Below are 14286 nucleotides of genomic sequence, written 5' to 3'. Positions count from 1 at the left end.
GGGTCCGGGCAGCTCAAAAGAGGGCGCCAGCATACCATCGTCGTATCCCGCCGGGCTTGACGAGGGTCAGTCGTGGCGCTTGGATGGAGCCCTTTGCAGAGGAGCGCACGACATGGCCAAACGCATCGAGTTTTCCCGCCACGGTGGCAGCGAGGTGCTCGAACTGGTCGAGCGGCCGGTGGCCGAGCCCGGCCCGCAGGAAGTGCGGGTGCGCAACCGCGCCATAGGCCTGAACTTCATCGACACCTACTACCGCAGCGGCCTGTACCAGCCGCCGGCGCTGCCGTCCGGCCTGGGCGGCGAGGGCGCCGGCGAGGTGGAGGCGGTCGGCAGTGCGGTGACCCATCTCAAGGTCGGCGACCGCGTGGCCTATGGCACCGGGCCGCTGGGGGCCTATGGCGAGCTGCATGTGCTGCCAGCCCAGCATCTGGTCAGGCTGCCGGACTCGATCTCCTTCGAGCAGGCCGCGGCGCTGATGCTCAAGGGCCTCACCGTGCAGTACCTGCTGCGCCAGACCTACCGGGTCGAGGCCGGGCAGACCATCCTCTGGCACGCCGCGGCCGGCGGCGTCGGGCTGATCGCCTGCCAGTGGGCGCGGGCGCTGGGCGTGAAGCTGATCGGCACCGTGTCGTCGCCGCAGAAGGCCGCGCTGGCCGAGGCCAACGGCGCCTGGGCGACCATCGACTACAGCCGCGAGGATGTGGTGCAGCGGGTGCTGGAGCTGACCGACGGCGCCAAGTGCCCGGTGGTGTACGACTCGGTGGGCAAGGACACCTGGGAGCGCTCGCTGGACTGCGTGGCGCCGCGCGGCCTGCTGGTCAGCTTCGGCAACGCCTCCGGCGCGGTCACCGGGGTCAACCTCGGCGTGCTGGCGCAGAAGGGCTCGCTCTACGTGACCCGGCCGACCCTGGGCAGCTACGCCAGCAGCGCCGAGAGCCTGCAGGCCATGGCCGACGAGCTGTTCGCCCTGGTCGAGAGCGGTCAGATCCGCGTGGAGATCGGCCGGCGCTATCCGCTGGCCGAAGCCGCCGCCGCCCAGGACGCGCTGAGCGGCCGGCAGACCACCGGCTCGACCATTCTGTTGCCGTAACGACAGCGACAAGCTTCGAGCCGCAAGTCTGCCGTCGCGGCACTCGACTTGCGGCTCGAAGCTTGCGGCTTGTCGCTGCTCTCAGGACGGACGAATCACATCGCCCGTGCGCAAATCGCGGATCAGGCTGGGGTTGCGCCGTCCGCCCAGGGCGCCGCCGAGCACCGCGTCCAGCTCGCCGTGGAAGTACTGCTCGACGCGCAGGCGCGAGCGCGCCGAGGGCCGCCCGGCGGGGTTGGCCGAGGTCGATACCAGCGGCCCGGTGAGGGCGCACAGCTCGCATACCAGCGGATGGTCGCTGACGCGCAGGGCGACGCTGTCGTGCTGGCCGGCGATCCACTCCGGCACGCGGCCCTGGTGCGGCACCAGCCAGGTGTTGGGCCCCGGCCAGGTGCTGGCCAGACGGTCGATCCAGCGCTCGGGCAGGTCGTGGAGGAGGAAGTCGAACTGGTGGATATTGTCCGCCACCAGGATCAGCCCCTTGTGCATGGGCCGCTCCTTGAGCGCCAGCAGGCGCTCGACCGCGGCCTCGCTCCAGGGATCGCAGCCGACCCCCCAGACCGCCTCGGTGGGGTAGGCGATCACGCCGCCCGCCCGCACCACGCCCGCCACCCGCTGTACTCGCCAACTGCTGTGCATGCTCGCCTCCGCACCCTTATTCGCCGGCGAGTGTACCCAAGCTCAGGGGGCGCGGTGTACCCAGAAGCCCGCCTCGCAGGCCACCCGTCCGGCGATTTCCAGCTCGCTCAGCGCCGCCAGCACTTCGCCGATCGACAGGCCGCAGGCCAGTGCCAGCCCCTCGCTGGTCAGGGGCGCCGCGCGCAGCTGCGACAGCAGGGGATGCTCGTCGACCATCGGCGCCTCGGTTGCTGGCGACGTGCGCTGCCAGCCACGCAAGGCCTGCAGCACGTCCTCGACGCTCTCGACCAGGGTCGCGCCCTCGCGGATCAGCTGATGGCAGCCGCGCGCGCCCGGATGGTGAATGGAGCCGGGAATGGCATACACCTCGCGCCCCTGCTCGGCGGCCAGCCGCGCGGTAATCAGCGAGCCGCTGGAGGGGCTGGCCTCGACCACCAGCACCCCCACCGACAGGCCGCTGATGATCCTGTTGCGCCGCGGGAAGTTGCTGGCCTGCGGTGGGCAGTCCAGCGGCAGTTCGGAGACCAGCGCGCCGCCCTGCTCGACGATGCGTGCCGCCAGGCCGGCGTGGCGCTGCGGATAGAGGCATTCCAGCCCCGTGCCGAGTACCGCCACCGTCGCGCCGCCGGCCTCCAGCGCGCCCTCGTGGGCGGCACCGTCTATGCCCAGGGCCAGGCCGCTGGTGATGGCGAAACCGCCGCCGGCCAGGCTGCGGGCGAAGGCCCTGGCGGTATCCAGCCCGGGACGCGAGGCGCGGCGACTGCCGACCATGGCCAGCTGCGGGCGCTCCAGCGCCGCCGGGTCGCCGGCGACGAACAGCAACGGCGGCGCGTCGTGCAGCTCGCCGAGCAGCGCCGGATAGGTCGGGTCATCCCACATCAGCAGCTGGCGGTGCGGCTGCTCCAGCCAGCGCAGGGCGGCGCTGGCGCGCTCGCGGATCGCGGCGCTGCGCCTGGGCTCGGCGCAGGTGGCGGGCAAACCCAGCGAACGCCAGGCCGAGGCCGGGGCGCTGAGGGCGGAGGAGGCGCTGCCGAACGCCTGCAGCAGACGCTGGAAACGGCGCGGGCCGAGCTCGGGCAGACAATGCAGGCGCAGGCGCGCCTCCAGTTCGGCGGGGCAGTGGTGCATGGCGATCATCCCTGATCGTGAAGCAGAAAGCGGAACCCCCGCACTGGGCGGGGGTTCGGGGTGTTACGGGTTCTTCACCTTGTCCATGATCGCCAGATCGCGGGTGGCGTAGAGCACCAGGCCGTAACTGAGCTTCTCGTAGGCGCGGAACACCATCAGCAGGCCGGAGCGCTCGTCCGGAATCTTCACCGACTCGCCGGTGATGCGATCACGCACGGTCTCGCCGGTCTTGTACACGGCCAGCACGTTGCCTTCGCTGAGGCCGTCGATCTTGCCCTTGTTCAGGGTGACCACGTCGAACTGACCGATGCGGTTGACCCCGCGCGGCACGTCGAGGATCACGCCGTCCACATCGGTGGCCGGCTCGCTGGGCATGAAGATGGAGTTGACCGCGCGCTCCTCGGTGGGGAACAGACGATCGCCCAGACGCACTTCCTGGGTCGAGCGGGTCAGGCTGATGGTGGCGATGTCGCCTTCCTCGGCCACCAGTTCGCCGCTGCCGATGTCGTCGGCATTGATGCCGAGGAATTCCTGGGTCTCGGGGTCGGTGTAGACCTTGCCCTGGCGGAAGATGCCGTAGACGGCCTGGCCGTCGTCGAACCGACCGCGGGCATAGATGCGGTCGCCGGCGCCGGAAATCACGCTCTCCTGCTTGCCGGCTACCACATAGGGGCGGCCGCCGAACTCTTCCGGGGTATCGACGATGCGGTTGCTCAGCAGGAAGCTATTGATCGCCTCCAGCGGAATGGTCGGGATGGCCTCGGCCATCGGCGTGCTGCGAATCTGCGGCGACAATTTGATGGTGCCACGCGACTCGCCGCGGTTGAGCATCAGGCGCGGCTGGCCGTCGACGTACACCAGGCTGAGGGTGTCGCCCGGGTAGATCAGGTGCGGGTTCTCGATCTGCGGGTTGGCGTGCCACAGCTCGGGCCACTTCCAGGGCTGACTGAGGAATTTGCCGGAGATGTCCCAGAGGGTGTCGCCCTTGACCACGGTATAGCGGTCGGGATGACCTTCCTTGAGCTGTACTGCGGCCTGGACCAAGCCGGTCTGCGCCAGACCGCCCGCGGCGACCAGCAACAGGGCGAGTAGTGATTTCCTCATACGGTGAATCCCTTTATTATGTGGCTGGCGCCTGTAAGCCGCAGAGGTCGCGGCTTCTGAGCCGTTTTTCAAAGCTGCTCATCATCTTAGCAGCGGTTTTTTACTTTATTCCACAAGTGCATCACAAACAGCCATGGCGATACTCAACATCCTCGAATTCCCCGACTCGCGCCTGCGCACCATCGCCAAGCCGGTGACCGAATTCGACGCGGCCCTGTCGCAGCTGATCGACGACATGTTCGAGACCATGTACGCCGCCCCGGGCATCGGCCTGGCCGCCACCCAGGTCAACGTGCACAAGCGCCTGGTGGTGATGGACCTGTCCGAGGACCAGTCCGAGCCGCGCGTGTTCATCAACCCCGAGTTCGAGCCGTTGACCGAGCAGATGGACCAGTACCAGGAAGGCTGCCTCTCGGTGCCGGGCTTCTATGAAAATGTAGACCGTCCGCAGAAGGTACGGATCAAGGCCCAGGATCGCGACGGCAAGCCCTTCGAGCTGATCGCCGAGGGGCTGCTCGCCGTGTGCATCCAGCACGAGTGCGACCACCTCAACGGCAAGCTGTTCGTCGACTACCTGTCCAACCTCAAGCGCGACCGGATCAAGAAGAAGCTGGAAAAACAGCACCGCCTGCAGGCTTGATTCCCGAACCGCAAAGGCTTGCCCCGGCAAGCCTTTTTCTTTTCCCGTGAGTGATACATGCGCATCGTCTTCGCCGGTACCCCGGAATTCGCCGCCCAACATCTGCAGGCCCTGCTCGACGCGGGTCGCGAGATAGTCGCCGTCTACACCCAACCGGATCGCCCGGCCGGGCGTGGGCAGAAGCTCACACCCAGCCCGGTCAAGCACCTGGCCCAGCAGCACGACCTGCCGGTGTACCAGCCGCAGACCCTGCGCGACCCCGCCGCCCAGGCCGAGCTGGCCGCGCTCAGGCCGGACCTGATGGTGGTGGTGGCCTACGGCCTGATCCTGCCGCAGGCGGTGCTCGACACTCCGCGCCTGGGCTGCATCAACAGCCATGCCTCGCTGCTGCCACGCTGGCGCGGCGCGGCGCCGATCCAGCGCGCCATCGAGGCCGGCGACGCCAGCAGCGGCGTCACCGTGATGCGGATGGAGGCAGGCCTGGACACCGGGCCCATGCTGCTCAAGGTCGCCACCACCATCACCGCCGCCGATACCGGCGGCAGCCTGCATGATCGCCTGGCCGAGCTGGGCTCGGCCGCCGTGGTCGAGGCCGTGGCCAAGCTGGCCGCCGGCACCCTGCAGGGCGAGGCGCAGGACGACAGCCTGGCCACCTACGCGCACAAGCTGAACAAGGACGAGGCGCGCCTCGACTGGACGCGCCCGGCCGTCGAGCTGGAGCGGCTGATCCGCGCCTTCCATCCCTGGCCCATCTGCCACAGCAGCCTCAATGGCGAAGCCATCAAGATCCACGCGGCCGAGCTGGGCCAGGGTAGCGGCCAGCCCGGCGTCATCCTCGCCGCCGACAAGGCCGGCCTGACCATCGCCTGCGGCCAGGGCGCCCTGCGTCTGACCCGCCTGCAGCTGCCGGGCGGCAAGCCGCTGAACTTCGCCGACCTGTACAACAGCCGCCGCGAGCAGTTCGCCCCCGGACTGGTACTGTCATGAATCGGGGGCGCCGATGAACCCACGCCTGGCCGCCGCCCGCGCCCTGGCCGCCGTGCTGAACGGCAAGGCCTCGCTGGGCAGCAGCCTGCCGCCGCTGCTGGACAGGGTCGAGCCACGCGACCGCGGCCTGGCCCAGGACCTGGCCTTCGGCACGGCGCGCTGGCAGCCGCGCCTGCAACTGCTCGCCGACAGGCTGCTGCAGAAGCCGTTCAAGGCCGCCGACCGCGACGTCGAGGCCCTGCTGCTGGTCGGCCTGTACCAGCTACTGCACACCCGCATCCCGGCCCACGCCGCCATCGGCGAGACGGTGGCCTGCGTCGACAAGCTGAAGAAGTCCTCGCTCAAGGGCCTACTCAATGCCGTGCTGCGCAATGCCCAGCGCGAGCATGAAGCGCTGTTCGTCGAGTTGGACCGCGACCCCGTGCTGCATACCGCGCACCCCCGCTGGCTGCAGAAACGCCTGAAGGCCGACTGGCCCGAGCACTGGCAGGCCATCTGTGCGGCCAACAACCAGCATCCGCCGCTGATCCTGCGGGTCAACCGCCGCCATGCCGGCCGCGACGCCTATCTGGCCGAGCTGCGCGCAGCAGGCCTGGCCGCCGAGCCTTGCGCCTACAGCCAGGACGGCATCCGCCTGCTGGCGCCCTGTGACGTGAAGACCCTGCCGGGCTTCGCCGAGGGCCGCGTCAGCGTGCAGGACGAAGCCGCCCAGCTGGCCGCCGGGCTGCTCGACCTGGCCGCCGGCCAGCGCGTGCTGGACGCCTGCGCCGCCCCCGGCGGCAAGACCTGCCATCTGCTGGAAGCACAGCCGCAGCTGGGCGAAGTGATAGCCCTGGACCTGGAACCGGAGCGCCTGGCGCGGGTACGGGAAAACCTCGAGCGCCTCAAGCTGCAGGCCACCCTGATCGCCGCCGACGGCCGCGATGTGGCCACCTGGTGGGACGGCAGGCCGTTCCAGCGCATCCTGCTCGACGCGCCCTGCTCGGCCACCGGGGTGATCCGCCGCCACCCGGACATCAAGCTGACCCGCCAGGCCGACGATATCGCCGCCCTGGCCCAGCTGCAGGGCGAGCTGCTCGACGCCCTGTGGCCGACCCTGGAGGTCGGCGGCGTGCTGCTCTACGCCACCTGCTCGGTGCTGCCGCAAGAAAACGCGGACAACATCGCCGCGTTTCTCGCCCGCACGCCGGGCGCGCGCGAGCTGGACATCGCCGGCGCCTTCGGCCTCAAGCAGGCCCATGGTCGCCAACTGCTGCCGCAGGCCGACGGCCACGACGGCTTCTACTATGCCAAGCTGATAAAGATCGCCGCCTCAGCGCGCGGCTAACGGAGCGATCAGTGAAGATCATCATTCTCGGCGCCGGCCAGGTCGGCGGTACTCTGGCCGAGCACCTGGCCGGCGAGGCCAACGACATCACCGTGGTCGACACCGACGGCGATCGCCTGCGCGACCTCGGCGACCGCCTGGACATCCGCACCGTGGTCGGTCGTGGCTCCTTTCCCACCGTGCTGCGCCAGGCCGGCGCCGACGACGCCGACATGCTGGTGGCGGTGACCAACAGCGACGAAGTCAACATGATCGCCTGCCAGGTCGCCTACACCCTGTTCCACACCCCGACCAAGATCGCCCGGGTGCGCGAGTCGGCCTACCTGACCCGCGAGGCGCTGTTCGACAACGAGGCCATCCCGGTCGACGTGCTGATCAGCCCCGAGCAGGTGGTGACCAACTACATCAAGCGCCTGATCGAGTACCCCGGCTCCCTGCAGGTGATCGACTTCGCCGAGGGCAAGGCCCAGCTGGTGGCGGTGCGCGCCTATTACGGCGGGCCGCTGGTCGGCCACCAGCTGCGCCAGTTGCGCGAGCACATGCCCAACGTCGACACCCGGGTTGCGGCCATCTTCAGGCGCAACCGGCCGATCATGCCGCAGGGCGACACCGTCATCGAGGCCGACGACGAGGTGTTCTTCATCGCCGCCAAGGCCCATATCCGCGCGGTGATGAGCGAGTTGCGCCGCCTGGAGGACAGCTACAAGCGCATCGTCATCGCCGGCGGCGGGCATATCGGCGAGCGCCTGGCCGAGGCCATCGAGAGCCGCTACCAGGTGAAGATCATCGAGATGAACCCGGCGCGCTGCCGCTACCTGTCGGAAAACCTGGAGAGCACCGTGGTGCTGCAGGGCAGCGCCTCGGACCGCGACCTGCTGGTGGAAGAGAACATCAACGACGCCGACATCTTCCTCGCCCTGACCAACGACGACGAGGCCAATATCATGTCCTCGCTGCTGGCCAAGCGCCTGGGCGCGCGCAAGGTGATGACCATCATCAACAACCCGGCCTACGTCGACCTGGTCCAGGGCGGCGAGATCGACATCGCCATCAGCCCGCAGCTGGCCACCATCGGCACCCTGCTGACCCACGTGCGCCGCGGCGACATCGAGAGCGTGCACAGCCTGCGGCGGGGCGCGGCCGAGGCGATCGAGGCGATCGCCCACGGCGACGCCAAGTCGAGCAAGGTGATCGGCCGCATGATCGAGGACATCGCCCTGCCGCCGGGCACCACCATCGGCGCGGTGATCCGCGACGAGGAAGTGCTGATCGCCCACGACGACACTGTGATCGAGAGCGGCGACCATGTGATCCTGTTCCTGGTCGACAAGAAGTACATCCGCGACGTGGAGCGCCTGTTCCAGGTCGGTCTGACCTTCTTCTGAAATCAACGCCGAGGACCGCCGCATGACCACGCCGGACTCCCTGGAAAAACTGCTGGCCCGCGGGGTGGACAACGCCCTGCTGCGCTTCGGCCTGGGCAAGGCCTATCTGGACGGCGGCGATGCCGCGCGGGCGGCCGAGCACCTGCAGAAGTGCCTGAGCTTCGATCCCAACTATTCGGCGGCGTGGAAGCTGCTGGGCCAGGCCTGCCAGCGCCAGGGCCTGCTGGAGGAGGCGCGTCAGGCCTGGCACAACGGCCTGGAGGTGGCGCGCAGGCGCGGCGACAAGCAGACGGAGAAGGAGATGACGGTGTTCCTGCGGCGCCTGGAGAAGGCGGCGCAGAGCTGAACCGGGGGAGGGTTAGCGCTGGAAGGCCAGGGCCACGCCGCTGGCCTCGAAGCGCACCACGCGCATCAGCACCACCGGCGCCTCGATCGGCAGGCCCTGGACCTGGCCGCTGACCAACTCGCCGATCTGCAGCAGCTTCTGCGCGTCGTCTATCACCACGAACACCCCGCTCTCGGAGATGTCGCGCGTGGTCACCAGCATCCGGCCATGCAGCGGATGGTCGATGCGCAGCTGCACCTTGAGCGGGGTTCGCACGTGTTCGCGCTTGTTGTCCATGCCCATGCCTGACTCCGCGGGAAGATGCTCAGACGGTAATGGCTAAGCGCCGCCGCATCAATACCACTTTTGCTCGCCGGCCGGTCGCTTCTTGAAGCGCTTCATGCTCCACATGTACTGGCTGGGCGCTATGCGCACCTGTTTCTCGATGCCGGCGCTGAGCGCCGCCACCGCGGCCTCGGGGTCGTCACCGTAGAGCGCCTCGTCGGCCTCCTCGATCACCACCCGGTAACCGCTGCCATCGTCCAGGCGCAGCGCGTGGATGAACACCGCCTCGGCCTTGTGCCCCTGCACCAGCGAAGGCACGAACTTGCTGGTCAGCGTCGGCACGCCGAAGAACGGCACGAACAGGCCGCTGGACAGGCTCGGCTCGGGATCGGCGGCGATACCCGCCACGCCACCCTTGCGCACGGTCTTGATCAGGTTGAGGATGCCCTCCTTGGTCGAGGGCGCCAGCTGATTGCCCAACTGGGTGCGCTGGCGCACCAGCAGCTCGTCCACCGCGCGCAGCTTGGGCGGGCGGTAGAGGATGATCGGCTGGCTGATGGAGCTGACGTACTGCAGCAGCAGCTCCCAGTTGCCCAGATGGCTGCTGATGAACACCACGCCCTTGCCCGAGGCCTTGGCCCGCTCCCAGACCTCGACGCCATCGACCCGGCGGATCATCCGCAGCGACTTCTGTGCCGGCCAGATCCAGGCGCAGGAACTCTCGGTCAGGGTGCGGCCGATGTCGCGCAGGCTGGCACCGACCAGGCGCTCGCGCTCGGCGGCATCCATGTGCGGAAAACACTTGGCCAGGTTGATGCGCACCACCTCGCGCGAGCGGTTGGGCAGCCGCCACATCAGCCAGCCGATGGCGGCGCCCACCGCCTGGGCGGCACGCCAGGGCAGCAGGGCGAACAGACGCAGAAAGCCGACGACCAGGGCGCCTTTGAGTTTCTCCACAGAGGGACTCCGGAAAACGACAGGGGTGGGCATTGTAGCGATTGTGACCGCCGGGTATAGCCGCGCCCGGCAAAGTCCAGGCCCTAGGCCAGCTGGCGATACCTGTCGCAGTCGGTGGTGTGGTCCATGACCATGCCGGCGGCCTGCATGAAGGCATAGCAGATGGTCGGGCCGACGAAGGTGAAGCCGGCCTTCTTCAGCGCCTTGCTCATCGCCTCGGCTTGCGGCGTCACGGCCGGCACCTGGCTGCGCTCGGTGAAGTGGTTGATCTGCGGCACGCCGCCGACGAATGACCAGAGCAATCCGGCCGGATCCTCCAGCCGCAGCCAGGCCTGGGCGTTCTTGCGCGCGGCCTGCAGCTTGAGGCGGTTGCGGATGATGCCGGGGTCCTGCATCAGCGCCTCGATCTGCGCGTCGCTCATCCGCGCCAGAGCCTGCGGGTCGAAACCCCAGAGCACCTGACGATAGCGCTCGCGCTTCTTCAGCACGGTGATCCACGACAGGCCGGCCTGGAAGCCCTCCAGCAGCAGCAGTTCGAACAGGCGCTCGGCATCGCGCAGCGGCACGCCCCATTCCCGGTCGTGATAGGCGATGTACAGCGGGTCGTCGTTGCACCAGAAGCAGCGGGGCATGGCAGTGGCACCTGAGCGGAAGAGACGGGACGAACTATAGTCGAAAAGCACTGTATGCAAATACAGCCGTACCCCGCGTCCCGTAGCGCCTGCCCCGAGCCGCAAGCCTTCGCCCTTGGGGTATACTGCGCGGCTTTCCGCCTCAGCCTCGATACCGGTGAAATTCGTGAGCCAGACCAAGCCCGACGCCAGCACCTTCCAAGGCCTGATCCTCGCCCTGCAGAGCTACTGGGCCGAGCAGGGCTGCGTGATCCTGCAACCCTACGACATGGAAGTGGGGGCCGGCACCTTCCACACCGCCACCTTCCTGCGCGCCATCGGCCCGGAGACCTGGAACGCCGCCTACGTGCAGCCCTCGCGCCGCCCGGCCGACGGCCGCTACGGCGAGAACCCCAACCGCCTGCAGCACTACTACCAGTTCCAGGTGGTGCTCAAGCCGAACCCGGAAAACTTCCAGGACCTCTACCTCGGCTCGCTGAGAGCCATCGGCCTGGATCCGCAGGTGCACGACATCCGCTTCGTCGAGGACAACTGGGAATCGCCGACCCTCGGCGCCTGGGGTCTGGGCTGGGAAATCTGGCTGAACGGCATGGAAGTCACCCAGTTCACCTACTTCCAGCAGGTCGGCGGCATCGAGTGCTACCCGGTCACCGGCGAGATCACCTATGGCCTGGAGCGCCTGGCCATGTACCTGCAGGGCGTCGACTCGGTGTACGACCTGGTGTGGACCGACGGCCCGTTCGGCAAGGTCACCTACGGCGACGTGTTCCACCAGAACGAGGTGGAGCAGTCCACCTACAACTTCGAGCACGCCAACGTCGACAAGCTGTTCGAACTGTTCGACTTCTACGAGTCCGAGGCCAACCGCTTGATCGAGCTAGAGCTGCCGCTGCCGACCTACGAGATGGTGCTCAAGGCCTCGCACACCTTCAACCTGCTCGACGCCCGCCGCGCCATCTCGGTGACCGCGCGCCAGCAGTACATCCTGCGCGTGCGCACCCTGGCCCGCGCCGTGGCCCAGAGCTACCTGCAGGCCCGCGCCAAGCTCGGCTTCCCCATGGCCACCCCCGAACTGCGTGACGAAGTGCTGGCAAAGCTGGAGGCTGCAGAATGAGCGCACATGATTTCCTCGTCGAACTGGGTACCGAAGAGCTGCCGCCCAAGGCCCTGAACAGCCTCGGCGAAGCCTTCCTCGCCGGCGTCGAGAAAGGCCTCAAGGCCGCCGGCCTGGAATACCGTGGCGCCCGCTACTACGCCGCGCCGCGGCGCCTGGCCGTGCTGGTCGAACAGCTCGCCACGCAGCAGCCGGACCGCAGCGTGCGCCTCGACGGCCCGCCCGTGCAGGCCGCCTTCGACAAGGACGGCAACCCAACCCAGGCGGCGCTGGGCTTCGCCAAGAAATGCGGCGTCGAGCTGAGCCAGATCGACACCAGCGGGCCGAAGCTCAAGTTCGAGCAGAGCATCGCCGGCCAGCCGGCCGTCGGCCTGCTGCCGGGCATAGTCGAGGCTTCGCTTAACGAGCTGCCGATTCCCAAACGCATGCGCTGGGCCGCGCGCAAGGAAGAGTTCGTGCGCCCGACCCAGTGGCTGGTGATGCTGTTCGGCCACCAGGTGGTCGACTGCCAGATCCTCGCCCAGAAAGCCGGCCGCACCTCGCGCGGCCATCGCTTCCATGCCGACCTGGAAGTCAGCATCGAGAGCCCGGCGCACTATGCCGAGAACCTGCGCGGCGCCTTCGTGGTGGCCGACTTCGCCGAGCGCCGCGCGCTGATCGCCAAGCGCGTCGAGGAACTGGCCCGCGCCGAGAACGGCAGCGCCATCGTGCCGCCGGCGCTGCTGGATGAAGTCACCGCCCTGGTCGAGTGGCCGGTGCCGCTGGTGTGCAGCTTCGAGGAACGCTTCCTCGAGGTGCCGCAGGAGGCGCTGATCGCCACCATGCAGGACAACCAGAAGTACTTCTGCCTGGTCGACGCCGAAGGCAAGCTGCTGCCGCGCTTCATCACCGTGGCCAACGTCGAGTCCAAGGACCCGGCGCAGATCGTCCAGGGTAACGAGAAGGTGGTGCGCCCGCGCCTGACCGACGCCGAGTTCTTCTTCAAGCAGGACAAGAAACAGCCGCTGGAGCAGCGCAACCAGCGCCTGGCGGGCGTGGTGTTCCAGGCCCAGCTGGGCAGCGTGTTCGACAAGGCCGAGCGGGTATCGAAACTCGCGGCCTTCATCGCCGAGGGCATCGGCGGCGATGCCAGCCGCGCCGCCCGCGCCGGCATCCTGAGCAAGTGCGACCTGGCCACCGAGATGGTCGGCGAGTTCCCGGAGATGCAGGGCATCGCCGGCTACTACTACGCCAAGCACGATGGCGAGGCCGACGACGTGGCCCTGGCGCTGAACGAGCAATATATGCCGCGCGGGGCAGGGGCAGAATTGCCGAGCAGCCTGACCGGCGCCGCCGTGGCGGTGGCCGACAAGCTCGACACCCTGGTCGGCATCTTCGGCATCGGCATGCTGCCGACCGGCTCCAAGGACCCCTACGCCCTGCGCCGCGCCGCGCTGGGCGTGCTGCGCATCCTGATCGAGAAGCGGCTGGACCTGGACCTGGTCGCCGCCGTCGAGCAGGCCATCGCCCTGTATGGCGACAAGGTCAAGAGCGAGGGCCTGGCCGGCCAGGTGCTGGACTTCGTCTTCGACCGCCTGCGCGCGCGCTACGAGGACGAAGGCGTGGAAGTGGCCGTGTACCAGGCCGTACGTGCGCTGCAGCCCGCCGCGCCGCTGGACTTCGACCAGCGCGTGCAGGCCGTGCAGGCCTTCCGCCAGCTGCCGGAAGCCGCCGCCCTGGCCGCCGCCAACAAGCGCGTGTCGAACATCCTGGCCAAGGCCGAAGGCGAGCCGCCGGCCGGCGTCGATGCCCAACTGCTGGAAGCCGGCGCCGAGCAGGCCCTGGCCCAGGCCGTGGCCGCCGCCGCCGATGCGGTGGCGCCGATGGCCGCCGCGCGTTGCTACCGTGAGGCACTGGAGCGCCTGGCCGCGCTGCACGAGCCGGTGGACGCCTTCTTCGAGGCCGTGCTGGTGAATGCCGAGGACGCCCGGGTACGAGCCAACCGCCTGGCTCTGCTGAGCCAGCTGCGCGGCCTGTTCCTCGGCGTCGCCGATATCTCATTGCTGGGCTAACGCCCCAGCAGCGGCAAGCTACAAGTTTCCAGCGGCAAGCAGGCCGCTCTGACTTGTAGCTTGCGGCTTGGAGCTTGCAGCTATGAAACTGCTGATCCTCGACCGCGACGGCGTCATCAACCAAGACTCCGACGCCTATATCAAGTCGCTCGACGAGTGGGTGCCGATCCCCGGGTCGATCGACGCCATCGCCCGCCTGAGCAAGGCCGGCTGGACCGTGGCGGTGGCCACCAACCAGTCGGGGCTGGCGCGCGGCTACTACGACGCGGCCACCCTGGAGGCCATGCACGCCCGCCTGCGCCAGCTGGTGGCGCAACGCGGCGGCGAGGTCGGTATGATCGTCCACTGCCCGCACGGCCCGGACGATGGCTGCGACTGCCGCAAGCCCAGGCCGGGCATGCTCCGGCAGATCGCCGCGCACTATGGCGCGGAGCTGACCGGTGTGTGGTTCGTCGGCGACAGCTCGGGTGACCTGGAGGCGGCCCTGGCCGTCCACTGTCAACCCGTGCTGGTGAAGACCGGCAAGGGCGAGCGCACCCTGGCCAAGCCGTTGCCAGCGGGAACCCTGATATTCGATGATCTGGCGGCGGTTGCCGATCAGCTTCTTCTCTAGAGAGAACGC

At 68.5% G+C, this 14286-nt stretch carries 15 protein-coding genes; 9 read left to right on the top strand and 6 right to left on the bottom strand.

The annotated features are described in order from the left end of the window. Nucleotides 1–112: 112 nt before the first annotated feature. The gene (locus AAFN46_RS12760; protein WP_347809072.1) at nucleotides 113–1090 is read left to right on the top strand and encodes an NADPH:quinone reductase; all 978 of its coding nucleotides are present in this window, start codon (nucleotides 113–115) and stop codon (nucleotides 1088–1090) included. Nucleotides 1091–1171: 81 nt separating this feature from the next. Here the strand turns inward: AAFN46_RS12760 and AAFN46_RS12755 are convergent, their stop codons facing one another. From AAFN46_RS12755 to AAFN46_RS12745, 3 genes are all read right to left on the bottom strand, one after another. Beyond that, complete coding sequence (locus AAFN46_RS12755; protein ID WP_347809071.1) at nucleotides 1172–1729, bottom strand: Sua5/YciO/YrdC/YwlC family protein; 558 nt, start codon at nucleotides 1727–1729, stop codon at nucleotides 1172–1174. A 42-nt stretch (nucleotides 1730–1771) separates the two neighbouring features. Beyond that, nucleotides 1772–2857 carry a DNA-processing protein DprA gene (dprA, locus tag AAFN46_RS12750; protein WP_347809070.1) on the bottom strand — a complete coding sequence of 362 codons (1086 nt, stop codon included), beginning with the start codon at nucleotides 2855–2857 and terminating at the stop codon, nucleotides 1772–1774. Nucleotides 2858–2920: 63 nt separating this feature from the next. After that, on the bottom strand, nucleotides 2921–3961 hold the full coding sequence (locus tag AAFN46_RS12745) for a LysM peptidoglycan-binding domain-containing protein (protein WP_347809069.1): 1041 nt from the start codon (nucleotides 3959–3961) through the stop codon (nucleotides 2921–2923). 133 nt (nucleotides 3962–4094) lie between these two features. Here AAFN46_RS12745 and def point away from each other — a divergent pair, with 133 nt between their 5' ends. The 5 genes from def to AAFN46_RS12720 are packed head-to-tail and all read left to right on the top strand — an operon-like array spanning nucleotide 4095 to nucleotide 8646. Next, nucleotides 4095–4601 (top strand): peptide deformylase, encoded by a 507-nt coding sequence (gene def, locus AAFN46_RS12740; RefSeq protein WP_347809068.1) that lies wholly within the window; start codon nucleotides 4095–4097, stop codon nucleotides 4599–4601. Nucleotides 4602–4658: 57 nt separating this feature from the next. Next, nucleotides 4659–5588 carry a methionyl-tRNA formyltransferase gene (fmt, locus tag AAFN46_RS12735; protein WP_347809067.1) on the top strand — a complete coding sequence of 310 codons (930 nt, stop codon included), beginning with the start codon at nucleotides 4659–4661 and terminating at the stop codon, nucleotides 5586–5588. A 13-nt stretch (nucleotides 5589–5601) separates the two neighbouring features. Then, the gene (rsmB, locus tag AAFN46_RS12730) at nucleotides 5602–6915 is read left to right on the top strand and encodes a 16S rRNA (cytosine(967)-C(5))-methyltransferase RsmB (protein ID WP_347809066.1); all 1314 of its coding nucleotides are present in this window, start codon (nucleotides 5602–5604) and stop codon (nucleotides 6913–6915) included. 11 nt (nucleotides 6916–6926) lie between these two features. After that, nucleotides 6927–8300, top strand: a complete 1374-nt coding sequence (gene trkA / locus AAFN46_RS12725) for a Trk system potassium transporter TrkA (protein WP_347809065.1) — start codon at nucleotides 6927–6929, stop codon at nucleotides 8298–8300. A 22-nt stretch (nucleotides 8301–8322) separates the two neighbouring features. Then, nucleotides 8323–8646, top strand: coding sequence for a tetratricopeptide repeat protein (locus tag AAFN46_RS12720; RefSeq protein ID WP_347809064.1), 324 nt, complete (start codon nucleotides 8323–8325; stop codon nucleotides 8644–8646). 12 nt (nucleotides 8647–8658) lie between these two features. On the opposite strand, the gene AAFN46_RS12715 is transcribed toward AAFN46_RS12720, so the two are convergent. The 3 genes from AAFN46_RS12715 to AAFN46_RS12705 all read right to left on the bottom strand — a co-directional run bounded on the left by AAFN46_RS12715 (nucleotide 8659) and on the right by AAFN46_RS12705 (nucleotide 10499). Further along, nucleotides 8659–8928, bottom strand: coding sequence for a PilZ domain-containing protein (locus AAFN46_RS12715; protein ID WP_347809063.1), 270 nt, complete (start codon nucleotides 8926–8928; stop codon nucleotides 8659–8661). Nucleotides 8929–8979: 51 nt separating this feature from the next. Beyond that, entirely contained in the window at nucleotides 8980–9867 is an 888-nt protein-coding gene (locus AAFN46_RS12710; RefSeq protein WP_347809062.1) for a lysophospholipid acyltransferase, read from the bottom strand. An 83-nt stretch (nucleotides 9868–9950) separates the two neighbouring features. Continuing rightward, entirely contained in the window at nucleotides 9951–10499 is a 549-nt protein-coding gene (locus AAFN46_RS12705) for a DNA-3-methyladenine glycosylase I (RefSeq protein WP_347809061.1), read from the bottom strand. A gap of 166 nt (nucleotides 10500–10665) precedes the next feature. Between AAFN46_RS12705 and glyQ the strand changes: the two genes are divergently transcribed. The 3 genes from glyQ to gmhB all read left to right on the top strand — a co-directional run bounded on the left by glyQ (nucleotide 10666) and on the right by gmhB (nucleotide 14277). Continuing rightward, complete coding sequence (gene glyQ / locus AAFN46_RS12700) at nucleotides 10666–11613, top strand: glycine--tRNA ligase subunit alpha (RefSeq protein ID WP_347809060.1); 948 nt, start codon at nucleotides 10666–10668, stop codon at nucleotides 11611–11613. Beyond that, entirely contained in the window at nucleotides 11610–13664 is a 2055-nt protein-coding gene (gene glyS / locus AAFN46_RS12695; protein ID WP_347809059.1) for a glycine--tRNA ligase subunit beta, read from the top strand. Before glyQ ends, glyS begins: the two co-directional genes overlap by 4 nt. 82 nt (nucleotides 13665–13746) lie before the next feature. Further along, entirely contained in the window at nucleotides 13747–14277 is a 531-nt protein-coding gene (gmhB, locus tag AAFN46_RS12690) for a D-glycero-beta-D-manno-heptose 1,7-bisphosphate 7-phosphatase (protein WP_347809058.1), read from the top strand. The last annotated feature ends 9 nt before the right edge of the window (nucleotides 14278–14286 follow it).

Source organism: Pseudomonas sp. CAU 1711 (assembly GCF_039888625.1).
Lineage (GTDB): Bacteria > Pseudomonadota > Gammaproteobacteria > Pseudomonadales > Pseudomonadaceae > Aquipseudomonas.
Note: the sequence above shows the minus strand (reverse complement) of the source record. Positions and strands in the feature narration are given on the sequence as shown.